Genomic DNA, 23629 nt, shown 5'->3' with positions numbered 1-23629 from the left:
TTTAGTACACTAGGGCCACGACAATTCTATTTTCAGGTTCAACGTGTCTTATCCTAAACTTCCATATCCGCTTTCCGCCTATACAAAGGGTGCCGAATTTGTACGCCAGCTGGGTTCCGGCCGCATTCTTGTCCTAGATGGCGCAATGGGGACCATGATCCAGCAATATAAACTCACCGAGTCTGATTTTCGCGGTGAACGTTTTGCAGAGCATGGCAAGGATGTGAAGGGCAATAACGAGCTGTTGTCATTGGTGCGCCCCGATCTTATCGTGGATATTCATCGCCAATATCTGGCCGCCGGCGCTGATGTGATTGAAACCAATACCTTTGGCGCCACAGCGGTTGCCCAAGGGGATTATGATCTGGCCGGTCTGGCCTACGAACTGAACCTGGAATCGGCCAAACTGGCGCGCCAGGCCTGTGATGAATTCAGCACGGCCGAACATCCCCGTTTTGTGGCCGGTGCCCTGGGCCCGCAGCCCAAAACGGCCTCCATTTCCCCTGATGTGAATGATCCAGGGGCACGCAATATTACTTTCGAAGAGTTGGCCAAGGCCTACACCGAGCAATTGAACGGCCTGCTTGACGGTGATATTGATATTGTCCTGATTGAAACCATTTTCGACACCCTGAATGCCAAGGCGGCCATTTTTGCGGTGGAAAGCGTCTTTGAAGCGCGTGGTGTGCGCCTGCCCGTCATGATTTCCGGTACCGTCACCGATGCTTCCGGGCGTATTCTTTCGGGGCAAACCGTCGAAGCGTTCTGGAACTCCATCCGCCATGCCCGTCCCGTTACCATCGGTTTGAACTGTGCGCTGGGGGCAGCCCTCATGCGCCCTTATGTGGCCGAGCTGTCAAAAATCTGTGATACCTATACCTGTGTGTATCCCAATGCCGGCCTGCCCAATCCCATGAGTGACACGGGTTTTGATGAAACCCCTGAAGACACATCTTCTTTGCTGGCAGAGTTTGCCCAAGCCGGTTTTGTGAATATGGTGGGTGGTTGTTGCGGCACTACGCCCGGGCATATCCAGGCCATTGTGCAAAGCGTCAAGAACCTGCCGGCCCGTGAGGTACCAGAGGTGCCGGTAAAAACCCGCCTGTCCGGCCTTGAGGCCCTGAATATTGATGACGAATCCCTGTTCGTGAACGTTGGCGAGCGTACCAACGTGACAGGCAGCAAGGCATTTTTGCGCCTGATCCGTGAAGAAAAATTCGATGAGGCGCTCTCGGTGGCCCGTCAGCAGGTGGAAAACGGGGCGCAAATTATTGACATCAATATGGATGAAGCCATGTTGGATTCCAAAGCCAATATGCGCCGCTTCCTGAATCTGATTGCTTCAGAACCGGATATTGCCCGGGTGCCCATCATGATTGACAGCTCCAAATGGGAAGTGATTGAAGAAGGCCTGAAATGTGTGCAGGGCAAGCCGGTGGTGAACTCAATCTCCATGAAAGAAGGCGAGCAAGCGTTCCTGGAACATGCACGCCTGTGCCGTAAATACGGTGCAGCTGTTGTGGTGATGGCTTTTGACGAGCAGGGTCAGGCCGATACCCTGCAACGGCGCAAGGAGATTTGTGGCAAAGCTTATCGTTTGCTGACTGAGGAAGTGGATTTCCCGCCTGAAGACATTATTTTTGACCCCAATGTTTTTGCTGTTGCCACCGGACTGGATGAGCATAATCACTATGGTGTCGATTTTATTGAGTCCGTCAAGTGGATTCATGAGAACCTGCCGCATGCCCGGACGTCGGGCGGTATTTCCAACGTGAGTTTTTCGTTCCGTGGCAATGAAGCCATGCGTGAAGCCATTCATACCGTCTTCCTTTATTACGCCATTAATGAAGGGCTGACCATGGGGATTGTGAATGCCGGCATGCTGGGTGTTTATGCCGACCTTGACCCTAAAATCAAGGATCTGGTTGAAGACGTGATCCTTGACCGTGACCCGCCTTTGGGCAAAACCGATCCGGCCGATGAGCGCACGCCGACTGAAAGGTTGGTCGAGTTTGCTGAAACCGTTAAAGGTGAAGGCGGGGCCAAAAAACAGGAAGACTTGACATGGCGTGAGCAGGAGGTTGAAAAACGCCTTGCCCATTCCCTGGTGCATGGCATTACTTCGTTTATTATTGAAGATACCGAAGAAATCCGCCAGCAAATTGCCGCGCGTGGCGGCCGTCCCATCGAGGTGATTGAAGGCCCGCTAATGGATGGCATGAATATTGTGGGCGACCTGTTTGGTGCCGGCAAGATGTTTCTGCCCCAGGTGGTCAAGTCGGCCCGGGTCATGAAGCAGGCCGTGGCTCATTTGGTGCCTTACATTGAAGAAGAAAAGCGGCAGATTGAAGCCCAAGGCGGTGATGTGCGTGCCAAAGGGAAAATGGTGATTGCAACGGTAAAAGGCGATGTGCACGATATCGGCAAAAACATTGTGGCCGTGGTCATGCAGTGCAATAACTTTGAAGTCGTGAACATGGGCGTGATGGTGCCTTGTGCCGAGATTTTGGCCAAAGCCAAGGAAGAAAAGGCAGACATCATTGGCCTGTCAGGCTTGATTACCCCCAGCCTTGAAGAAATGGCTTATGTGGCCTCTGAAATGCAGCGTGACCCGTATTTTCGCGAGAATAATATTCCCCTCATGATTGGCGGTGCCACCACCAGCCGGGTACATACCGCTGTCAAGATCGCGCCCCATTATGATGGTCCGGTTGTTTACACGGCCGATGCCAGCCGGGCGGTTGGTGTCGCCACACAGCTGGTTTCCGATCAGGCCGAGGCTTTTATTCGTGAAACGGCCGAGGAGTACGAAAAAGTGCGTGAGCGGCATGCCAATCGCAAGTCCACGCCGATTATTCCTCTGGAGGAAGCCCGCAAGGCCAAGCCTCAGATTGACTGGGCCAACTATACGCCGCCCAAACCCAAATTCATTGGTCGTCGTACGTTCAAGCAGTATGATTTAAGTGAAATAGAAAAATTCATAGACTGGACACCGTTTTTCCAGACCTGGGGATTGTTTGGTCAGTTCCCGGCCATTCTGGAAGACAAGGTGGTGGGTGAACAGGCCAGAAAACTGTATGAAGATGGCAAAGCCATGCTGAAAAAAGTCATTGAAGGCCGCTGGTTGACGGCCAGCGGCGTGGTGGCTTTTTATCCGGCCAATACGGTCAATCACGAAGATATTGAAGTTTATAAAGACGAGTCCCGCAGCGAAGTCCTGTTTACCTGGCGTAACCTGCGCCAGCAAACCGCCAAACGCGAAGGGGTGGATAATAAATGTCTGGCCGACTACATTGCCCCTAAAGAAAGTGGCGTCAAAGACTACATCGGCTTTTTCGCCGTTACCGGCGGTCTGGGTATCGAAGCCCATGAAAAGCGCTTCGAGCAGGAAATGGATGATTATTCCAGCATTATGCTCAAGGCACTGGGAGATCGCCTGGCAGAGGGCCTGGCCGAATGCCTGCATGCACGGGTACGCAAGGATTTGTGGGGTTATGTACCCGATGAGGTGCTTGATAATGAGGCGGTGATTGCTGAAAAATACCAAGGGATTCGCCCGGCACCGGGCTATCCGGCTTGCCCCGAGCATACCGTCAAACGGGCCATGTTTGATGTTCTGCAACCCGAGGAAATTGGCATGCAGCTTACCGAAAGCCTGGCCATGTACCCCGCCTCCAGTGTTTCCGGTTTCTATTTGAGCCATCCGCAGTCTTCCTACTTTAACGTCGGTAATATCGGAGAGGACCAGTTGCAGGACTATGTTCAGCGTAGCGGGCTTGATGAAGAGGAAGTTCGCAAGGCTTTAATGAGCAGTCTTGGGTAAGTCGGGCCATGGGTATCAAGTCAGGGGGATCGGCACATAAACAGGTGTTGGGCGAATTTGTGCGCAATGCCCGATCCAGGGTAACCCCCCAAATGGCCGGGCTCAGCCACGGCCAGCGTCGCCGGACCCCGGGCTTGCGTCGTGAAGAGGTGGCGCAGTTATGTGACATTAGCGTCACCTGGTATACCTGGATCGAACAGGGCCGCGATGTGTCCGTTTCCAGTACGGTATGGTCCCGTTTGGCCGATGTCCTGCATATGAACAAGGCGGAACGGGCGTACCTGTTCGAGTTGGCGGAAATGACCGATCCGGATCATGGCAAGTCCCAGTATGGGAGTCTTCCCTCTTCCTTGCAGGCCTGTGTCAATAACTGCACCGGACCGGCCTATATCCTTGATCGTTGCTGGAATATCCTGTTTTTCAATCAGGCACTGGACACGGTTTTCAATCATTGGCCCAGTCGCCAGCAAGCGCCCAATTTGCTCAGGTTCATTTTTCAAAATCCCGAGGCGCCCAAAGTGGTGGTCAATTGGGAGCAGCGGGCACGCCGCTCGGTGGCCGAGTTCAGGGCCGACATTGGGGCTCATCTTGATGAGCAGGATATCAGCCAGATTATTGAAGAGTTGCTGGCTTCCAGTGAACTGTTCCAGCATTGGTGGTCAAGACAGGCGGTCGTGGAGCGTGAAGGGGGAATACGCGAATTCATGCATCCGGAAAAGGGATATCTGGAGTTTGAGCAGATCACTTTCCGCTTGGCCACTCACCTTGACTATAAGCTGGTGATGTTATTGGTAAGACCCGATTGACTACACGATTGAATTTTCTACAAAACATTGCGGATTGTTATTAAAATATAAGAAATGTCAATCCTTAATGATATAAAAAAACATTTTAAACCAATGGCATAGCTGATGATTTGGGTTTTCTGGCCACAAAAAAGGAGATCTTGCTAGTACTTGTGTCTGACGTAGTATGTTAGTATTCCAGCGGAAAGCATCTTCATTTAATATATGGTTTGTTTAACCATCTATTATTTTGACCATACTTGCCGTGGTTCATCATCAAGAACACAGATTCTAATAGGAGAAGTACATGAATTATCGTTTAACTCGTCTTGCCGGTGTTCTGGTCGCCGGGTCCATTTTGGCCGGTTGCGCAACACAAGGTGGTAATACCGCTGCCGGTGGCGGTATCGGTGCGGTAGTGGGGGCAGGCCTGGGTGCGTTGATTGGTGACAGTTCTAAAGCGGCCGGTATCGGTGCTGGTATTGGTGCGGTCACTGGTGCGATTGTTGGTTATAACTGGGATCGTATTGTTGGCAAGGTTGACCAGGCCGGTGGCAAGCAATTGGGTGTTTCAACTACCCAAATGCCTGATGGCAGCCTGAAAGTCAATATTCCCGAGGGTGCCACTTTCGATATCAGCCAGGCCACGCTTAAACCAGCCATTTATCCTGTCCTGAATGCACTGGGCACATCCATGGTTGAAGATCCTTCGTTGCGTCTGAAAGCCGTGGGTCATACCGACAGTACCGGTTCGGCCGCCTTTAACCAGACCCTGTCTGTTAACCGTGCCTCAAGTGTGGTCAACTACCTGGTTTCCCAAGGGGTTCCCGCCAGTCATATGACTGCAGAAGGCCGTGGTCCCAATGACCCTATAGCCAGCAACAGCACGGCAAGCGGACGTGCCATGAACCGTCGCGTAGAGCTTTATTTGTATGCCGTTCGCTAACGTGCGCTTGTAAGGCTGGCGTTGTTGTCCAGGCTTTATAAAAGACCCTTGTTGCATGATGCGCAAGGGTCTTTTTTGTGTCTTTTTTATTTGGCTGTTGGCATGGCAAATTCTGCACCTTTGCTCATGCTTTCAGGCCAGCGCTGCATGATGGATTTTTGGCGGGTGTAAAAACGTACGCCTTCTTCGCCGTAGGCATGCGTATCGCCAAAGAGGCTTCTTTTCCAGCCGCCAAATCCGTGCCAGGCCATGGGGACCGGAATGGGAACGTTAATGCCCACCATGCCAACCAGAATGCGGCGGGCAAATTCGCGTGCGGTATGGCCATCACTGGTAAAGCACGATACGCCATTGCCAAATTCATGGTTGTTGATCAGTTCAATCGCCTCACCCAGATCGGCAACCCTGACGCAGGACAGGACAGGACCAAATATTTCCTCTTTGTAAATACGCATCTCGGGTGTGACGTGGTCAAACAGGGTGCCACCGGTGAAAAAGCCGTTTTCGTGTCCTGGTACAGTATAACCGCGGCCATCAACAACCAGGCTGGCCCCTTCCTGGACGCCTGACTCAATATAGGATTCGATTTTTTCCAGTGACTGGCGTGTAACGATGGGGCCCATTTCGGCTTCCAGGTTCATGCCGTCCATGATTTTCAGGTTGCGGGTGCGTTCTGCCAGCATTGGAATCAGTTTATCTCCCACATCGCCCACCAGCAAGGCCACGGAAATGGCCATGCAGCGTTCACCGGCAGAGCCGTAACCGGCACCTACCAGAGCGTCAACGGCAAGCTCCAGATTGGCATCGGGCATGACAATCAGATGGTTTTTGGCACCGCCCAGGGCCTGCACCCGTTTTCCGAAATGGGCAGCGCGTTCACTGATATAGTGGGCAATTGGGGTAGAACCAACAAAACTGATGGCAGAGACATCCGGGTGTTCCAGCAAGGCATCAACAGCCGGTTTGCCTCCTTGCACCACGTTGAAAACACCATCAGGCAGCCCGGCCTGCTTCAACAGGTCGGCCATGAACAGGGAAGCACTGGGGTCCCGCTCACTGGGTTTGAGAATAAAAGTATTGCCTGCAGCGATGGCAATCGGAAACATCCAGCAGGGAACCATGACCGGGAAATTGAAGGGCGTAATGCCGGCGACCACGCCCAAAGGCTGACGCATGGTCCAGTTGTCAATGTCGGTGGATACCTGATCGGTGTAATCGCCCTTGAGTAATTGGGGAATGCCGCAGGCAAATTCGATAATATCAATGCCTCTGGCCACTTCGCCCTGGGCATCGGTAAAGACTTTGCCATGCTCGGCGGTAATGATGGCGGCCAGAGTATCGGTATGCGCCTGCATCAGCCCCAGGAATTTGTTGATAATGCGAGCCCGGCGGATGGGTGGGGTATTGGCCCAGCTTTTGGCTGCGGCTTTGGCGGCTGCTACAGCATCGTTGATTTCCTGTGCGCCTGATAGCACCACATGACGGGTGATTTCACCCGTGGCGGGGTTGTAGACTGGCTGTTTTTCTGTTTGGGAAGGTGTGGTTCTTGCGCCATTAATATAATTGACAATATCCTCACTGCAGGCATAAGCCGGGACTGGATTCATAATGCTGTTCTCCTGTTTTGAAATGATGTTTTAAAGCAGTATAGAGAGCAGCCTTGTGATGATCAATACTTGAAAACTGGATTTATTGTTCATAATATTGGACAATCCCTAAATGGATATCCGAAAAATAGAACCCCTTTGGTCACACATTTACTGGCTTGGCATTCTTGATGATACGGGCAGTTATACGGCAGCGGCACAGCGGTTGGGCGTTAGCAAGGCGGCCATGAGCCAGCGCATCCAGGAGCTTGAAAAAGCGCTGGGCATCATGTTGGTGCAGCGTACTACCCGTAGCGTGCGTTTAACCGAGGCCGGGCAGGCCATGGTGGCCTTAACGCGTCCTGCTTTTGCCGAGATAGAAACCGGTTGTGAAAAAATCCAGGAATTGGCCGAACAGCCAAAGGGGGTCATCAGGGTAACTGCACCGGTTGCACTGGCCCGTCAGCAGATCGTGCCGCGTTTGGCTGATTTCATGCGGATTTACCCTGAAATCAAGATCGAAATCGAGCTGTCCGATCATATCAGCACGCTTGCGCAAGAGGGGTTTGATCTGGCCATCAGGCATACTTCGGCTGTTCCCGAAACCTATGTGGCATGGGTTTTGTGTCAAACCCAAACCCTGCTTCTGGCAAGTCCCGAATATATACAGAATCATGGCATGCCATCACATCCGTCAGATTTGAAGAAGCATAACTGTCTGACTTATTTGCGCTCGGGCTCCCGGCCTACCTGGCATTTTGAGCGCAGGAAAGGTGTTGGGGAAAGAGTTAGTGTACCGGTTAATGGTTCTTTTTCTGCCAATAATAGTGAAACGCTGCGGGAACTGCTTTTGGCACATCAGGGGATCGCTGCCATTCCTGATTTTTCGGTAGCAGCAGAACTGAAAAAAGGCACCTTGGTCCCGGTCCTGTCACCATGGAAACCGGTCAGTGTCTTTGGGGAAAGCATTTTCGCCCTTCGCCCCTATAGCCCGCATGTGCCCAATATTATCCGGCTGTTTGTCAGTTATCTGAAAGTCGCTTTTGAAAATGAAAGCTTTATTTAGATATCAATTCAATAATCAAGTCGGGTATGATTGTGCTATTCGAAAAGGCTGTTTAATTAAAATTTCAATCAGTTGAGTTGGTTTAAGTGTATGAATAATCGTCCCACATCAATAGTAGAGTCAAACGATAATGACGATAATGGCCATAACAAAGCGTGGCTGTATTATTTTATTGCTGCGGTGGTTGGCTTGCTAACCGGTGTGCTGGGGTCTTTTTTTCATCAGGTCATTGATCATTCGCTGGCCTGGTCCCGCCATTTGCCTGAATTCTTGGGGTTGGAAGGGATAGGGCTTTATCTTTTCCTGTCCTTGTTTTCGGCTGCCATGTTTTGCCTGGCGGTGACGTTGGTGCGTTTTGTGGCACCCGAGGCCAGCGGCTCGGGTGTGCAGGAAATTGAAGGTGCCATGGCAGGTCTGCGCAATATACGGTGGCAACGTGTGTTACCGGTAAAATTCATTGGCGGTACGCTGGCTTTGGGAGCGGGTTTGATTGGCGGTCGTGAAGGCCCAACCATTCATATGGGTGCCTCCATTGCCAAAGCGCTTGGATCGTGGTTTTCATTTGGTCAGAGGGATACGCGCGCGCTTTGGGGAGCCGGTGGGGCTGCCGGTTTGACAGCGGCCTTTAATGCCCCTATGGCATCCGTTCTGTTTATTCTGGAAGAGGCACGTAATGTCTTCCCCCATAGCGGGCGAACTTATAGCGCCGCCATTATTGCGTGCGGTGTGAGCGCGATTGCCACTGTGGCAATTTCAGGCTCGACACCGTTTATGGCTTTGTCATCAACGGCCATGCCCCTGTCCTTTTTACCCGTGTTTGTTGTGTTGGGGGTGGTATTTGGGGCGATGGGAGTGGTGTTTAACCGTATGGTTTTGGCAGCTCTTGATCTGTCCTTGCATATTGGTTTGCGTTTTTCTCCTTATTTAATCCCGGCTTTACTGGGTCTTGTCATTGGGCCCATGCTGGTGATTTTTCCTGAAGCGACTGGCGGTGGCGAGTCCCTGGCGGTTGCTATTGTCAATAATCCGATGCCGATTGGTTTATTGGGATTGGTCATTCTGGTACGGTTTTTTGGTACGGCCGCCAGTTATTCTACCGGGGCTCCCGCAGGTATTTTTGCGCCAATTCTGGCCTTGGCCACGGCAAGCAGTGTGTTTTTAGCCGAATTGTTGAGTCTGCTCATGCCCTTGCCGCCTGGCACAATCGTGGCATTTGCCGCAGCCGGTATGGCGGGTTTATTTGCCGGTACCGTACGTGCACCACTGGTGGGTATGGTGTTGGTGGCTGAGCTTACCGGCTCTTATGTACTGGTGATTCCGGTTTTACTGACAGCCATCATGGCCAATATCGTGGCCGATGCCCTGGGGGGGCGTCCTATTTATGAAGTACTGCTAGAACGTACCTTACGACTGGAAAAGAAAGCATGATTGGCCTGGTTGCAGCGCTGTTGCCTTAGGTTTGAATGAAAAAATCAAATTTATTCTGGCTGACGGCTTCACCCATGGGGTTGTAAGTCATTTCGCTAAACAGGGCCTGGCCACTTTTATGTACGGCAATAATGGTTGAACAGCGGGTGCCATAGTCGGGGCTGACAATAAACGGGCTGCTGAGCAGTCGTTCGCGCTCCAGCGATAACCCGGTATTGGGTAAATCGTTGTCGGCAGCGCGGGTATTGTCACGCAAAATATCAAAAATTTCGGGTAATTGGTCGGGTAGAAAATCAAGCTCAATGCTGTCCAGCGCCTTGCGCAGCCGTTCGGCCTTGGGCCATGGTGTGTCCATTAAATGGTTGGACAGGACATGACTGCCCGGCTGCAGTTCGGCCGGTTCGATCTGGTGGCTGCGATTGCTGATATACATGCTTTTCTGTGGGTTGCCCACGACCAGGTTGAAAGCATTGTATTGTGCTGCCCGGCTCAAAATGTTGCTTGCATATTCCACGGATGGCGTATTGGTTTGCAGAAATTCACTTACCAGATGACCACGGCTTGGTGCCCCGGGGACGATAGTGTTGACATCGCGGTAATTGGTCAGCAGGGCAAAACGGCCGTTGGTATTGATGCCCAGCCAGGTTCCGCCCGCTTCGCTGTCGATTCCGGCAATAATGGCCGGATTGCTGTGCCATCGAGCGGCTGCCAATGCCTTGCGCTGGTGAAATTCGTCCCGGTTGGCTGCAATGAACAAGGGCCATTCGGGATGCTTTCTGATAGATAAATAGGCAATGCACATAAAATATTTCCAGTGGTTATCAGACTTTATCTTCCCAGTCTATCCATTCAACAATGTAGGCGTTTAAATAGCCATTGACGGCCTGGCCGATCGTCGGGAAAAAACGCTCATTGCCAAAACGTGCCGACAGGCCGAATTTGCGCAACTTGTCCCTGACCGGGTCTTTCATTTCAGCAAAGCACAGTTCAATGCCGGCCGCCTTGAGCTGCTCGTCCAGTTCAATCAGCATGTCGGCAGAGGTGACATCAACACTGGTAACCGGTTCTGAGGTAATAACAACGCGTTGAACCGGGTGCTGGGACTTGGCAATGGTATCCAGGACGCAGTGATGGAAAAGTTCGGCATTGGCAAAAAACAGTGGTGCATCCCAGCGGAACAGGACCAGGCCCGGGATGAGGCGGGCCGTCGGGTGGCGGCTGATGTCGTGATAACCCTTGAGATGGTCAACCCGGCCAAGAATGGCGTAATGCGGCCGCCAGCCGTTCCATAAGTATTCCAGGATGGCGATGGCGACAGCTATGCCGATACCCGGTAAAACGCCGAATACCGCAACACCGGCAAAGCAAACCATAGAGAGCCAGAACTCCCATGGTTGAATGCGGTAAATGCGCTTGAGATCTTTAAACTCGAAAATACTGATTATTGACGTGATCACAACAGCGGCCAGGGTTGGAGCAGGCAGAAAATACAGCAGATCAGGTGCCCAGAGCAGAAGTGAGCCTACGATGATGGCACCGGTTATGCAGGCCAATTGGGTTTTTGAGCCTGCGGCTTCAGAGACAGGCGTGCGCGAGGCGCTGCTGCTGATGGGGAAGCCTTGAAAAAAACCGGTGAACAAATTGGCAATTCCAAGCCCGAAGAACTCCTTGTTGGGGTTGATGTAACGATTGTATTTGGCGGCATAGGTGCGGGACAAAATACTGGTCTGGGAGCTGGATAACAGGGCAATTGCCCCAGCCCCCAAAAGCAGGGGTATCAGGTCATCATAGCTGATCACGGGAATCGTGAATGAGGGCAATCCTCCAGGCAAATTGCCCAGGATTGTCACGCCATGCCGGTCAAGCTCGAAGTACGCCACCACGATGGTTGCCAGGGTCAGGACCACCAAGGGGCCTGGAAAACGCCTGAAGCGTTTGATAATCAGCAGTAAAATCAGTGAAGCAAGACCGATGAGCAGTGAGAGCTTGTTGGTCTCGGTTTTGAGCAGCGACAGCCAAATCGCTTGCAGTTTGGCAAAAATATCGCTTGCGTCTGTTGAAATGCCTATTAAAGCGGGTGTCTGGCCAACCAGGACGGTCAGTGCGATCCCGTTCATGTAGCCATAACGAATTGGCTTGGAAATCAGTTCGGTAATAAACCCGAGTTTCAGAAGGCTGACCAGGATGATGATCAGTCCTGAAAAAATGGCCAAGGTACTGGCCAGTGTAATCAGCCGTTCGGGATTTCCTGCAGCCATAGGTACAATAATGGCAAAAATGATGCCTGCCAGGGCGGAGTCCGGGCCGATGACCATTAGGCGGCTGGGCCCGAAAATGGCGTAAACCAGCAGGGGAATAATCGTGGCATATAGGCCATAAATGCCGGGCAATCCGGCAGCCACTGAATAGCCAATGCCAATGGGGATCAGAACCGTGGTCAGTACGAGACCGGCCGCCAGGTCATGCCTGAGCCATTGCCTGCGATAGTTAAGCAGTGTGTACAGTCCGGGCATCCACGATAGCAGGCCAGTAGCGTCATCCTTGCGGGAAGGCAGGACGCCTGAGGATGGGGGTGACGGAATGGGGGCTTGATTGTGTTTTGCCATGTTCAATGTGAAAAATCAGTAGGTATATGCCTTAATCATTGGTATTGTAATGAAAATGTTTCATAATTAACTAAATTGTGTTTTGAAGTGTGATGTTGATGCCCGGCATGGTTAGTGTGCCAGGAAGCGTAAAGGAAATCTTGTATGAGTCAAAATGATCGTTTTCAGGCATTGGTCAATACGGCCATCGGCCTTGAAGAAAAGCATGTCTGTGTGGTTGTTCATCCCTGTGATGAAGTTTCATTGTCCAGTGCCGTACAGGCAGGCAAGTTAAATCTGTTTACGCCCGTTCTGGTGGGTCCCGAAGAGCGGATCCGTCAGGTTGCCCGGGAACATGATTTGGATATTGGCGGTTTGCAAATTATTAATACCGAACACAGCCATGCCTCGGCCGATGCCGCGGTTGCCGAGGTGCAGGCAGGCAGGGCAACACTGATGATGAAAGGCAGCCTGCATAGTGATGAGCTACTGCATTCGGTGCTGTGTTATAACGGTGGCTTGCGTACCGAACGCCGTATCAGCCATGTGTTTGTCATGGATGTCCCCCGTTACGACAAACTGCTTTTCATTACTGATGGCGCAATTAATATTTTTCCCACCCTGTGTGAAAAGGCCGATATTATCCGCAATGCCATTGACCTGCATCTGGCACTGGGTCTGGATACCCCACGGGTGGCGATTTTATCGGCTGTCGAACAAATCAATGAAAAAATGCAAAGCACGATTGATGCCGCCGCCCTGTGCAAAATGGCCGATCGCGGGCAAATCAAGGGCGGTATCCTGGATGGTCCGTTGGCCATGGATAATGCCATCAGCCCTGAAGCGGCCGCCATCAAGGGCATCCAGTCTCCGGTGGCCGGACATGCCCAGATTCTGGTGGTGCCCGATCTGGAAGCCGGCAATATGCTGGTCAAGAACTTAACGTTTTTGTCAGGTGCCGATGCGGCCGGTATCGTGCTGGGTGCGCGGGTACCTATTATCCTGACCAGCCGGGCTGACAGCGAGCGAACCCGTTTGGCTTCTTGTGCGGTTGCGGCGGTGTATGCTGACAGCCTGGTTAAAAACAGGGCCATTGGCAAATAAAAAGGCGGGTTGAATATATGCAAGATACAATTTTAGTCATGAATGCGGGAAGTTCAAGTTTGAAGTTCCATGTTTATGAAACCGATGGCATGAATACGCTTGAGTTTTCTTTTGGCGGGCAGGTGTCGGGCATTGGGGGCAGGCAGCCGTCTTTCAAGGTTAAGGACAGGCATCAAAAAGTGCTGGTGGAACAGGCCTTGCTGCCGGAACAGGCACAAAACCTGCAGCTTTCCCAGCGGGTGGTTGGCGATTGGCTGGGTACGGTCATAACCAAAGAACCCTTGGCCGTGGGGCACCGTATCGTGCATGGCGGGCCTGATTACGATCACAGTGTCATGGTTGATGATGAGGTGCTGAAAAAGCTGGATGCCCTGGTATCGCTGGCTCCCTTGCACCAGCGCAACAACCTTGAGCCGGTTCATGTCATTTTCGAAAACTGGCCGCATATCAGGCAGGTGGCATGCTTTGATACCGCTTTTCACCGCTCCAAGCCCGAGGTGGCAGACCGTTTTGCCTTGCCGCAGTTTTATTATAAAGAAGGCATTCGCCGCTACGGCTTTCATGGTTTGTCTTACGATTACATTGCCGGGAAAATGCGGCAGGACTACCCGGATGTGGTGGCCGGCAGGGTGGTGGTGGCCCATCTGGGCTCGGGTGCATCGGCCTGCGCCATGGTAGATGGCCGCAGTCAGGAGTCAACCATGGGCTTTACCGCATTGGATGGTTTGCCCATGAGTACCCGCTGCGGGCAGATGGATGCAGGGGTGGTATTGTGGATGCTGGAGCAGGGTATGACCCATGATGAAATCCAGCACCTGCTGTATAAAGAGTCAGGCCTGAAGGGGCTTTCAGGCATCAGCTCAGATATACGGGATTTGCAGGACAACCCTGATCCGCGTGCCAGGCTGGCCCTGTCCTATTTTACTTACCATATTGCCAAAGGCATTACCGGATTGCTGACTGCCATCCAGGGGCTGGACGCGCTGGTGTTTACTGCCGGCATTGGGGAAAACAGCGCGCTGGTTCGTCGTGATGTATGCCAGCATTTGGCCTGGCTGGGGGTCAGCATTGACCCGGTTCTTAATGAAAGCAACCAGGCCTGCATCAGTACCCCTGAAAGCAAAATTGGCGTTTATATTATTCCCACCAATGAAGAGCGGGTGATTGCGCAGCAAACCCTGGCCCTGATTCGCGACCCATACTGTGTAACGTGAGATTGGACAGTTTCCTTATAATACGCTAGACTGCCAAGCATCTTGTCGGGGTGCCTTGTTAATGATGGCAAGGCTGAGAAAACACCCGTGAACCTGATCCAGTTCGTACTGGCGGAGGAAATAAGATGCCGGCTACAGACCTGTTCGGGCCGGTGTGGCCTTTATCTTCTTCTTTTGTCCCGTGCGCATTGATCAGAACAATTATTAATTGCCATACAAAAGGAGTCCCTTCCATTCATGTCACCCGGAATCAGCCTGCACGATATTGGCCTGGGCTATGCAGGCAAACCGCTGTTCAGCCAATTGAATGCGCATTTCAAGGGGGCTTGCTGGCATAGTATTCTGGGTCGTTCGGGCGTGGGCAAAAGCAGCCTGCTGCAAAGCATTGCCGGCCTATTAAGCGGCACGGCACTGAGCGGTCATATTAATGCCAGTGATGGACAACCCTTGCAGGGCAGGGTGGCCTGGATGGGTCAGCGCGATGCCTTGTTGCCCTGGCTCACGGTACAGCAAAATGTGTTGCTGGGTGCACGCTTGCGCAAGCAGGTGTCAGTGCCAGATCAGGTGCGTGCCAAGGCCATGCTTGAACGGGTTGGCCTGGGTGCCATGGCACAAAGCATGCCCGAGCATTTATCGGGAGGCCAGCGCCAGCGTGTGGCACTGGCCCGGACCTTGATGGAAGACAAGCCCGTGGTGTTAATGGATGAACCTTTCTCGGCGCTGGATGCAATTACCCGGCTTCAATTGCAAGACCTTGCGGCTACCCTGTTGCAGGGTAAAACCGTGCTGTTGATTACCCATGATCCGCTTGAGGCTTTACGTTTAAGCGGGCAGGTCTGGGTCATGACAGAACGGCCGGTGGTATTGAAAATGATGTTTGCCATTGATACACCGGCACCGCGTGGCCTGGATAATGCGCAAATTTTATCCTGGCAGGGGCAATTACTGGCTTATCTGCAAAAAGACCAGGAGACACCGGTACCATGAATATTCACAAAACTTCACCCGGCTTGCGCCTGTTGCTGATTATCGCCGGTTTGCTGGCTTTGTGGCAGGCCATTGTATGGCTGAGCAACGCGCCGCATTTTATTTTGCCGGGCCCGCTTCGGGTCTTGAATGCCCTGTGGGAACAGCGCTCCCTGATTGGCGAGCATGCTTTGGTAACCATGGCGGAAATCATCATGGGCATGGGGCTGGGCTGCCTGCTGGGCTTTGCCAGTGCCATGCTGTTGCAATGGTCCCGTTCATTCAGGACATGGTTATTGCCGGTGCTTATTGTCAGCCAGGCCATTCCCGTTTTTGCCCTTGCACCCATTTTAATGATCTGGTTGGGCTATGGCATGGCCTCCAAAGTGGTGATGGCTGCCCTGGTGATTTTTTTTCCGGTGACATCGGCCTGTTACGACGGCCTGCAGCGCACGTCCCGTGACTGGCTGCAATTGGCGCAAACCATGGGGGCCAGTCCCGCGCAGGTATTGTGGCAAATCCGTTTGCCAGCCGCCCTGCCGTCATTGGCATCGGGCCTGCGGGTGGCCGCAACAGTTGCGCCCATCGGAGCGGTCATTGGCGAATGGGTGGGCTCCAGCAGTGGCCTGGGTTATCTCATGCTGCATGCCAATGCCCGCATGCAGGTCGATACCGTGTTTGCTTCGCTGATTGTGCTGGCCTGTTTGGCATTATTGCTGTATTTCAGTGTGGATTACCTATTACGGAAATTGATTTACTGGACGACATAATTTATTTTGGTTTTCATCAATGGTTGGAAAGATTAATGAGCAAGATCAGGGAGATCAGGAAAATATGAAAAATTCAATTGCAGGAAAAAAATGGCTGGCCGCATGTGCCTTAAGCCTGCTGGTCAGTGCGCAGGCATTGGCTGAAGATAAGGTCACGTTATTGCTGGACTGGTTTGTGAACCCCGACCATGCACCCATCGTGATTGCTGAAAAGAAGGGTTATTTTGCCGAACAGGGTCTGGAAGTTGATATCCAGGAACCGGCAGACCCATCCATGCCCCCCAAGCTGGTGGCGGCTGGCAAGGCGGATATGGCGGTTACTTACCAGCCCCAGTTGCATATGCAAATTGATGAAGGTCTGCCCCTGACACGAGTGGCCACACTGATTGCCACGCCCCTGAATACCCTGGTGACCCTTAAAAGCAGCAATATCAACTCGATTGCCGACCTGAAAGGCAAGAAAGTGGGGTTTTCAGTAGGGGGCTTTGAGGACATTCTGTTAAAAGTCATGCTCAAGGAAAAAGGCCTGACTTTTGATGATGTGGAACTGGTCAATGTGAACTGGTCACTGTCTCCCTCTTTGATTACCGGCAAGGTGGATGCCGTGGTGGGCGCGTTCCGGAATTTCGAGCTGAACCAGCTTGATATTGAAAATCATCCCGGTCATGCGTTTTATGTCGAAGAAGAGGGTGTTCCTGCTTACGATGAGTTGATTATGGTGGTTAACAACAAAGATCGTGACCATGAAAAATACCGCCGTTTTAATGTGGCTTTGGAAAAAGCGGTGCAGTATATCGTGAACCATCCTGATGAGGCCTGGACGGTTTTCAAAGACTATAAGTCAAAGGAATTGGATAATGAACTTAACCGCCGGGCCTGGAAAGATACCTTGCCCCGTTTTGCCTTGCAGCCTGGCGCACTTGGCCAGCGGCGTTATGAGACCTTTGCCCGCTTCATGCAAGAGCAGGGCCTGATTAAAAACCAGGTGCCTACGCTGGCTGATTATGCGATTGAGCCCTGACGGTTTTGATTTTTTATAGTCTTGCTTGGTAATAAACTTTATTTTGTTAGATAACGGGAGTTTTTGGAAATGTCTTTTTTTGAGCAGTTAAAGCAATCTTGTGCCCAAGACTGGCAAGCCTATACCCGGCATGAGTTTGTGCGCCAGCTGGGGGCGGGAACCTTGCCGGCTGAAAGTTTCAGGCATTACCTTAAACAGGACTACCTGTTCCTGATCCAGTTTACCCGTGCCTGGGCGCTGGCCGTATACAAAAGCGACAACTTTGCAGACATGCGTTACGGGCAGGCGGGCATTAACGCCCTGCTTGACCTGGAAATAGGGCTGCATATTGATTATTGCCGGCAGTGGGGCATTAGTGAAGAACAGTTGCTGCAGGAAAAAGAATCCTCGGCCTGTGTGGCGTATACGCGCTTTGTGCTGGATCGTGGCTTAAGTGGCGACCTGGCTGAATTGCATGCGGCATTGGCCCCTTGCATGATGGGCTACGCCGAAATTGGTACCTGGCTGATGCAGCAGCCGTTTACCAAACTGGAAGGCAACCCTTACCGTAACTGGATAGAGATGTATGCAGGACAGGCGTTTCAGGATGCCATTAAAACGGAAAAAGAAGTGTTGGAGCGTTTATGTGCCGACTTGCCTGATGTCTGGTTGGATCGGGTTAAAAAAACCTTTGGCACGGCAACCCGCATGGAGGTCGCTTTTTGGGACATGGGCTTAAAGTGTTTGGTGTAAGTGTGCCTGAACGTACGGATAGGTGAGTCAAACCCACAAAAGCAAAGAGGCATGCCAATGCATGCCTCTTTTATTTGACAGTCACAGGTGGCCTTGGGTGGCACACCTGATGTTAAGTTCAGGTTAATTCAGGGTTTTTGATTTGGACAGGCGATTGGATGCCAGAAAAGGCATGCCATTATTGACGCGCTGGTAACTGTGCTGGGTATTTTTTTCAGCGTTGTTTTTGCTTTCGTTTGCGTTGTGAGTAGAAAATTCCTCACGAAGTCTGGTTAATAGTTTCATATTTTTTCTCTTTATAAAAATAATTGTTGATAATGCTTTGGTGTGAGCAAACGTCTCGGATTTGCTCTCGATTTTTTACTGCAAAACAGGGCAGCGCTTATAGAGTAACCTGTTTTTATTGCAGTTTTATGATTGCCGGTTTTTTTTGCAAGCTCGAATGGAGAGATTGCCGGTTTTTAATATAGTTATATAACAAATCGCCATAAGTGCTTGGTTTTATTGACTTATTATTTGGCGATTTAGCCAAGTATATCTCATTTTTGAAAATCAAGCAAGTTATTTTGAATAATGGCTTAGGTTATTGATTTTTAATGATTTTATGACTTTTTTAAAAACACTGCCAGGGTGTGTTTTAAACGGTTTTCTCTCATGAGGGAGGGGTGAATCATCGTCAAGTTCCGTTCCGGGCGTAGATGTTTCCCCAGAGGGTTATCACGCACGGATTGTTTTTTCCCGGCGGGAGATTAAACAGGGATGGGGCGTTGATAATGTGAGAATTTTTTCGGGTTTGTGCAAAGATATCATGCTATTGCTCTATTTGGCAGTTGCTTTAACGATTGCTTGGGATGATAATTTTTAAAACTATTATGGGTTAAGTCATGGATAAACATTCATCATTACAAGCCGATGCGGCAGAAAACCGCCGGCCTATTGCCAGTCGTCACAACCGTCTGGTCATTGGCCTTGTCTCTTTTCTGGCCAGGAAGTCGTTTCCCACACCTAACCAGATTTCCTGCCTCAGCATTTTATTTGCCGCCATCGGTGCCCTGGCTTTACTTTTTTGGCCGGGTATATACGGATTGGTCTTATGCGCAGTGGGCATACAGCTACGGTTAATGTGCAATTTGTTGGACGGAATGGTGGCGCTTGAAGGGGGTAAAAAAACAGCAACCGGGGAAATATTCAATGAATTCCCCGACCGGGTCGCTGATACCTTACTGATTGTGTCTCTGGGCTATGCCATCCATATTTCATGGTTAGGCTGGTTGGGCGCCTTGCTGTCAGCCTTAACGGCTTATATCCGTGTTTTTGGTGGCAGCCTGGGTTTACCGCAAAGTTTTCGCGGTCCCATGGCCAAACAGCACAGAATGGCTGTCTTGACTGCAGCCTGTCTGTTGGGGGCCATTGAATATCACTTTTGGTCTACACAATACTGCCTGATACTGGCCAGCGGTGTTATTGCCGTGGGCTCGTTCATTACCTGCTATACCCGCACCAAAGATATCGCCGCTGAACTGGAAAATCGCAGGAGCCAGGCATGATATCTTCTTTGCTTTCATTCACCACCCGTTTTCTGATTGGCGCTTTGCCACGCTGGCAGGCAAGCCAGCCGCAAAACCGGCAGCGTATATATTTTGCCAACCACACCAGTCACCTGGACACCCTGGCCATCTGGTCTTCCTTACCGGCTGAATTACGTAAAACCACGCGTCCGGTAGCCGCCCGTGACTATTGGGACAAAGCTGGTGCTCGACGGCATATTGCCACGCAGGGCTTAAATGTCGTGTTTATTTCCCGTGATAAACAGTCGGGCGACCCTTTGGCACCTTTATACGAGGCACTGGAAAACGGCGATTCCCTGATTATCTTTCCGGAAGGTACTCGTCATTTTTTGCCTTTGCCGGCCCCGTTCAAGTCCGGGCTTTATTATTTGTCCCAAAAGTTCAAGACGGTGGAGCTGATTCCTGTTTATCTGGATAATACTCGGCGCTGTCTGCCAAAGGGAAGTCTGATTCCGGTTCCCCTGGCATGTACGGTTACATATGGCGCGGCACTTGAAGCCATAGAAAACGAAGGTAAAGCGGCCTTCCTGCAAAGAGCCAGGGAGGCGGTCATTGCCTTGGCGCCCACTGAAATAACAATGGACTGAACCCGGCATCAGGAGCAAGTAAATTGGACAGTTTCATTTCAACCGTAATTACCCAGGCCCCCATTAAATTCTGGTGGATTTTGGCTGGGCTTATTTTGTTACTCGTCGTGGCCAGTAGTATCGGGCAATACCTGGCCCGGAAAAACAATACTGAAGTCATACGCAATTTGAATGACCGGATCAGGGCATGGTGGATCATGGTTGCTGTCCTGGTTGGCTGCTTTGTTATTGGAAAAGTGGCCACCCTGGTGCTGTATGCCTTGCTGTCATTTTTCGCGCTGCGTGAGTTCATTACCCTGACGCCCACCCGCAAAGGTGATCACTGGGCGTTGTGTATCTGTTTTTATATTGCCATTCCCCTGCAATACTGGCTGATTGGTGCAGACTGGTACGGGCTTTTTGTGATGTGTTTACCCGTTTATGGTTTTTTGCTGTTGCCGGCCGTTACGGCCTTGTCCGGTGACACCGATGCCTTTATTTCCCGTGTTGCCAAAATCCAGTGGGGGCTGATGCTGACGGTTTATTGCTTAAGCTATGCACCGGCCTTAATGCTTTTGCCGATTCCCGGTTATGAGGGGCAAAATCTGCTATTGTTAATGTACCTTTTGCTGGTGGTTCAATTAAGTGATATTTTCCAATACATTGTTGGCAAACTGTTTGGTAAAACCAGAGTTGCACCCAATGTCAGCCCTTCAAAAACCGTTGAAGGTCTTATGGGAGGCGGGTTTTTGGCCATTGCGGCCGGTACCGCGTTGTGGTGGATAACACCGTTCACCCTCTTGCAGGCCGCGTTCCTGTCATTCATTATTGTGGCCTGCGGTTTTCTGGGCGGCCTTTCCCTGTCTGCCATTAAAAGAAGTATAGGTACCAAAGACTGGGGTTATCTGATTTCAGGGCATGGGGGGGTGCTTGACAGGCTGGATTCCGTTGTGTTTGCCGCACCGGTTTTCTTTCACTTGACCCGTTTCGCTTTTGTTCCCTGAAAAACTTAAATATTATAAAATAAATAGCCTTTTTAATTTAAGTTTGGATAATCTGTACAGCCGTCTTGCAGGATAAAAAACGGACATGATGTCCGGCTAAAGAGGTTGTGGGTAGTTCATCAGGCGTGCATGGGAAAATAAAAAGGGTTTTGATATTTGATCGGAATGCGCGACAAACCTCGTCCAAGTGATTTGGTTGCGCTGCAACCTTTAGGCGAAGCCGCCGAACAGGGCAGGCCGAAGAACATTACCGTGTCCAGCAAGGGCGGCTGGCTCGTTATCAACGAGCCATGTCGCGTAAAACGAAATTCAGCAACAACTGGAAGAAGGCAAAAACCAAAGTCACGAAGTGCCACCAGAAGATCGGCAATATCCGTCGCGGGAAGTGCGGAAGCGCCGGGGCGCAACGTCAAGGCCAAGTCGGGCCTCAACCAGTCGATTCTCGATCAGGGCTGGTTCGAGTTCCGCCGGCAGACAATCGCCAGACGCAAGCCCGCTTTGCCTGCATCGAGTGTGGATTTGAGGAAAACGCCGATTTGGTCGGCGCGATCAATATCTTAGCGGCAGGGCATGCCGTGTTGGCCTGTGGAGGAAGGGTGCAGTCAGACCGTCCAGCGAAGCAGGAATCCGCCGAAGCGACTAGACAGGGGGTCGCCCTTGTTTAGCGCCGTAGGAATCGCCCTCCTTCAGGTGGGCGAGGATGTCAAGTGCAACTGGCCAGGCAATGCAATGCAGTGTGTTCCCAGGCCATGAAAAACAAAACTACATAATGGTGGCTTCGGGTTCAGCCCCGATAATTTCCTTGATGCGGTTGTTTTTACCCATGATGGCCACTTTGGGTTGATGGGTTTCGGCTTCCTTGGCATCAACATAAACATAAGACATGATAATGACAATATCGCCTTTCTGAACCAGGCGGGCTGCCGCACCATTAAGGCAAATCACGCCACTGCCCCGCTTGCCGGGGATAATATAGGTTTCAAGACGGGCACCGTTATTGTTATTGACAATATGCACCTTTTCATTGGCCAGCATGCCAACGGCGTCCAGGATGTCCTGGTCGATGGTTACAGAGCCGACATAGTCCAAATTCGCCTCGGTCACTTGAGCGCGGTGAATTTTGCTATTCATCATCATTCGAAACATTTGTTTGTTACCTTTATACAAAACACAATACTGCGGTATTTGTTGAAAAATATAGATGCATGGTGCCCCCTGTGGAGGGAAAATCTTAATGATAATGAGGGGAGGGGGAGTGCAAATATAAATTGGACAGGGCTAATTATATGATTTGCTGAGCAATTTTTTGGGTCTGTCAGGCATAATGGCAGAAAATTTTCAGTTAAATTGCGTCAGCTTAAAAAAAACGGGCAAATGAAATTTTCACTTGCCCGGTTTTTATGTTTGACTGTTTGCCTAAAGGCCGGGGGCTGGCTGACTGCCGCCAGACCGGCCTGTTAACTTAAGCTTCGGCGTTGGCACTTGATTTGAGTTTGCGGCTGGCAAAAAATTTGCCCAGCGCAACGATAGTGACTGCACCAATCACTTCAGCAGTCAGTTTCAGCATGCCTGAAGGCTCGCCAATTCTTTCCACGATGAAAATATCGGTCAACAGCATGCCACCGGCAATCCAGCCCAGTAACGCAGCGCCAAAGGTAACGACCCATGGGAATTTGTCGATCAGTTTCAAGACGATCGTGCTGCCCCAGATAATGATAGGTACACTGACGACCAGACCGAAGATGACCAGGCCAATCTGATGGTCGGGGTTGGCGGTTTGGGCGGCACCGGCAATGGCGATAACGTTATCCAGACTCATCACGAAGTCAGCCACGATAATGGTTTTGACGGCAGACATAATCGACGTGCTGCCTTCGATATTGCCATGGGCATCGTCTTCGGGAATCAGCAACTTAACGCCAACCCATACCAGTAACAGGGCACCGACAATTTTCAGGAAAGGAATGCTGAGCAAGGTCAGGGCGAAGGCAATCAGGACAACCCGCAGGCCGATTGCGCCAGCGGTACCCCATAAAATACCTTGCATGCGCTGTTTTTTAGGAAGGTTGCGACAGGCCAGGGCGATAACCACGGCATTGTCGCCACCAAGCAGAATATCAATCAGAATAATCTGAAAGACGGCTGCCCAGCTGAGTGTTTGTAAAAATTCAAGCATCAGTTACCCTTTGAAATAACAGAAATTGGAAAGAGAAACGGATCTGGCTTGAGTCTTTTTGAGCGGTTTCCTTATGAATAAAAGGGGAATGTACCGGACAAAAAAAACAAAAAGGCCTGATCCATCAGGACACAGGCCATCTTAAATAGAGAAGACGTACCTTGCCCGTAATGGCAAGGTCTTGCTTGCAACATTTGGCATGTTGCCCGGGCACCGGACGCTTGCGTTATAGACAAACAATCGAAATGACGATGCGGCGGAAGAAAGCTACTCCCCTTGATTTGCGTAA

The 23629-nt window shown here is 51.2% G+C and carries 20 protein-coding genes, 1 pseudogene and 1 riboswitch; of the genes and pseudogenes, 15 read left to right on the top strand and 6 right to left on the bottom strand.

The window, feature by feature from the left end; translation table 11 throughout:
* Window positions 1-43: 43 nt before the first annotated feature.
* The 3 genes from metH (at window position 44) to KU392_RS09695 (ending at window position 5554) form a co-directional block, all read left to right on the top strand.
* A complete protein-coding gene (metH, locus tag KU392_RS09705) occupies window positions 44-3823 on the top strand; it encodes a methionine synthase (RefSeq protein WP_217735178.1) in 3780 nt (1259 codons plus the stop codon).
* An 8-nt stretch (window positions 3824-3831) separates the two neighbouring features.
* Window positions 3832-4629 carry a helix-turn-helix transcriptional regulator gene (locus KU392_RS09700; protein WP_169293708.1) on the top strand — a complete coding sequence of 266 codons (798 nt, stop codon included), beginning with the start codon at window positions 3832-3834 and terminating at the stop codon, window positions 4627-4629.
* A 286-nt stretch (window positions 4630-4915) separates the two neighbouring features.
* The gene (locus tag KU392_RS09695) at window positions 4916-5554 is read left to right on the top strand and encodes a YiaD family glycine zipper/OmpA-like lipoprotein (protein WP_169293709.1); all 639 of its coding nucleotides are present in this window, start codon (window positions 4916-4918) and stop codon (window positions 5552-5554) included.
* An 86-nt stretch (window positions 5555-5640) separates the two neighbouring features.
* Here KU392_RS09695 and KU392_RS09690 read toward each other — a convergent pair whose 3' ends face one another.
* On the bottom strand, window positions 5641-7161 hold the full coding sequence (locus KU392_RS09690; RefSeq protein ID WP_217735177.1) for a CoA-acylating methylmalonate-semialdehyde dehydrogenase: 1521 nt from the start codon (window positions 7159-7161) through the stop codon (window positions 5641-5643).
* 112 nt (window positions 7162-7273) lie between these two features.
* Between KU392_RS09690 and KU392_RS09685 the strand changes: the two genes are divergently transcribed.
* Both KU392_RS09685 and clcA read left to right on the top strand, forming a co-directional pair.
* Window positions 7274-8206, top strand: a complete 933-nt coding sequence (locus KU392_RS09685; protein ID WP_169293712.1) for a LysR family transcriptional regulator — start codon at window positions 7274-7276, stop codon at window positions 8204-8206.
* A gap of 90 nt (window positions 8207-8296) precedes the next feature.
* Window positions 8297-9634, top strand: a complete 1338-nt coding sequence (gene clcA / locus KU392_RS09680) for a H(+)/Cl(-) exchange transporter ClcA (protein ID WP_217735176.1) — start codon at window positions 8297-8299, stop codon at window positions 9632-9634.
* A gap of 25 nt (window positions 9635-9659) precedes the next feature.
* Here the strand turns inward: clcA and KU392_RS09675 are convergent, their stop codons facing one another.
* Both KU392_RS09675 and KU392_RS09670 read right to left on the bottom strand, forming a co-directional pair.
* Window positions 9660-10436: an NRDE family protein gene (locus KU392_RS09675; RefSeq protein WP_169293714.1), complete on the bottom strand. Its 777-nt coding sequence runs from the start codon at window positions 10434-10436 to the stop codon at window positions 9660-9662.
* 19 nt (window positions 10437-10455) lie between these two features.
* A complete protein-coding gene (locus KU392_RS09670; RefSeq protein ID WP_246587421.1) occupies window positions 10456-12147 on the bottom strand; it encodes a SulP family inorganic anion transporter in 1692 nt (563 codons plus the stop codon).
* A 237-nt stretch (window positions 12148-12384) separates the two neighbouring features.
* Between KU392_RS09670 and KU392_RS09665 the strand changes: the two genes are divergently transcribed.
* The 6 genes from KU392_RS09665 to tenA all read left to right on the top strand — a co-directional run bounded on the left by KU392_RS09665 (window position 12385) and on the right by tenA (window position 18026).
* Entirely contained in the window at window positions 12385-13323 is a 939-nt protein-coding gene (locus KU392_RS09665) for a phosphate acetyltransferase (RefSeq protein ID WP_169293717.1), read from the top strand.
* 17 nt (window positions 13324-13340) lie between these two features.
* Window positions 13341-14537, top strand: a complete 1197-nt coding sequence (locus KU392_RS09660; protein WP_217735174.1) for an acetate/propionate family kinase — start codon at window positions 13341-13343, stop codon at window positions 14535-14537.
* Between the two features lie 36 nt (window positions 14538-14573).
* Window positions 14574-14674, top strand: a riboswitch (TPP riboswitch).
* A 100-nt stretch (window positions 14675-14774) separates the two neighbouring features.
* Entirely contained in the window at window positions 14775-15524 is a 750-nt protein-coding gene (locus KU392_RS09655; protein WP_217735173.1) for an ABC transporter ATP-binding protein, read from the top strand.
* Window positions 15521-16273 carry an ABC transporter permease gene (locus tag KU392_RS09650; protein WP_217735172.1) on the top strand — a complete coding sequence of 251 codons (753 nt, stop codon included), beginning with the start codon at window positions 15521-15523 and terminating at the stop codon, window positions 16271-16273. The genes KU392_RS09655 and KU392_RS09650 overlap by 4 nt, the downstream gene beginning before the upstream one ends.
* 64 nt (window positions 16274-16337) lie before the next feature.
* Window positions 16338-17294: an ABC transporter substrate-binding protein gene (locus KU392_RS09645; RefSeq protein WP_169293725.1), complete on the top strand. Its 957-nt coding sequence runs from the start codon at window positions 16338-16340 to the stop codon at window positions 17292-17294.
* Between the two features lie 69 nt (window positions 17295-17363).
* Window positions 17364-18026 (top strand): thiaminase II, encoded by a 663-nt coding sequence (gene tenA / locus KU392_RS09640; protein ID WP_217735171.1) that lies wholly within the window; start codon window positions 17364-17366, stop codon window positions 18024-18026.
* A gap of 123 nt (window positions 18027-18149) precedes the next feature.
* On the opposite strand, the gene KU392_RS09635 is transcribed toward tenA, so the two are convergent.
* Entirely contained in the window at window positions 18150-18311 is a 162-nt protein-coding gene (locus KU392_RS09635; RefSeq protein WP_217735170.1) for a hypothetical protein, read from the bottom strand.
* A gap of 599 nt (window positions 18312-18910) precedes the next feature.
* Here KU392_RS09635 and KU392_RS09630 point away from each other — a divergent pair.
* From KU392_RS09630 to KU392_RS09615, 4 genes and pseudogenes are all read left to right on the top strand, one after another.
* Window positions 18911-19573 carry a CDP-alcohol phosphatidyltransferase family protein gene (locus KU392_RS09630; protein WP_217735169.1) on the top strand — a complete coding sequence of 221 codons (663 nt, stop codon included), beginning with the start codon at window positions 18911-18913 and terminating at the stop codon, window positions 19571-19573.
* Window positions 19570-20181, top strand: coding sequence for a lysophospholipid acyltransferase family protein (locus KU392_RS09625; protein ID WP_217735168.1), 612 nt, complete (start codon window positions 19570-19572; stop codon window positions 20179-20181). Before KU392_RS09630 ends, KU392_RS09625 begins: the two co-directional genes overlap by 4 nt.
* A 23-nt stretch (window positions 20182-20204) precedes the next feature.
* Window positions 20205-21164 carry a phosphatidate cytidylyltransferase gene (locus KU392_RS09620; protein WP_246587413.1) on the top strand — a complete coding sequence of 320 codons (960 nt, stop codon included), beginning with the start codon at window positions 20205-20207 and terminating at the stop codon, window positions 21162-21164.
* A gap of 248 nt (window positions 21165-21412) precedes the next feature.
* Window positions 21413-21829, top strand: a pseudogene (locus tag KU392_RS09615) (RNA-guided endonuclease InsQ/TnpB family protein); the annotation flags it as partial.
* A 97-nt stretch (window positions 21830-21926) separates the two neighbouring features.
* On the opposite strand, the gene panD reads toward KU392_RS09615, so the two are convergent.
* Window positions 21927-22310, bottom strand: a complete 384-nt coding sequence (gene panD, locus KU392_RS09610) for an aspartate 1-decarboxylase (RefSeq protein WP_217735167.1) — start codon at window positions 22308-22310, stop codon at window positions 21927-21929.
* A gap of 316 nt (window positions 22311-22626) precedes the next feature.
* Window positions 22627-23340: a TerC family protein gene (locus KU392_RS09605; RefSeq protein ID WP_169293733.1), complete on the bottom strand. Its 714-nt coding sequence runs from the start codon at window positions 23338-23340 to the stop codon at window positions 22627-22629.
* Window positions 23341-23629: the final 289 nt, after the last annotated feature.

The sequence above is a fragment of the Advenella alkanexedens genome (assembly GCF_019132845.1).
In the GTDB taxonomy this organism is placed as follows: Bacteria; Pseudomonadota; Gammaproteobacteria; order Burkholderiales; family Burkholderiaceae_B; genus Advenella; species Advenella alkanexedens.
The sequence above is the reverse complement of the archived record's forward strand: the minus strand, read 5'-3'. Positions and strand labels throughout refer to the sequence as shown.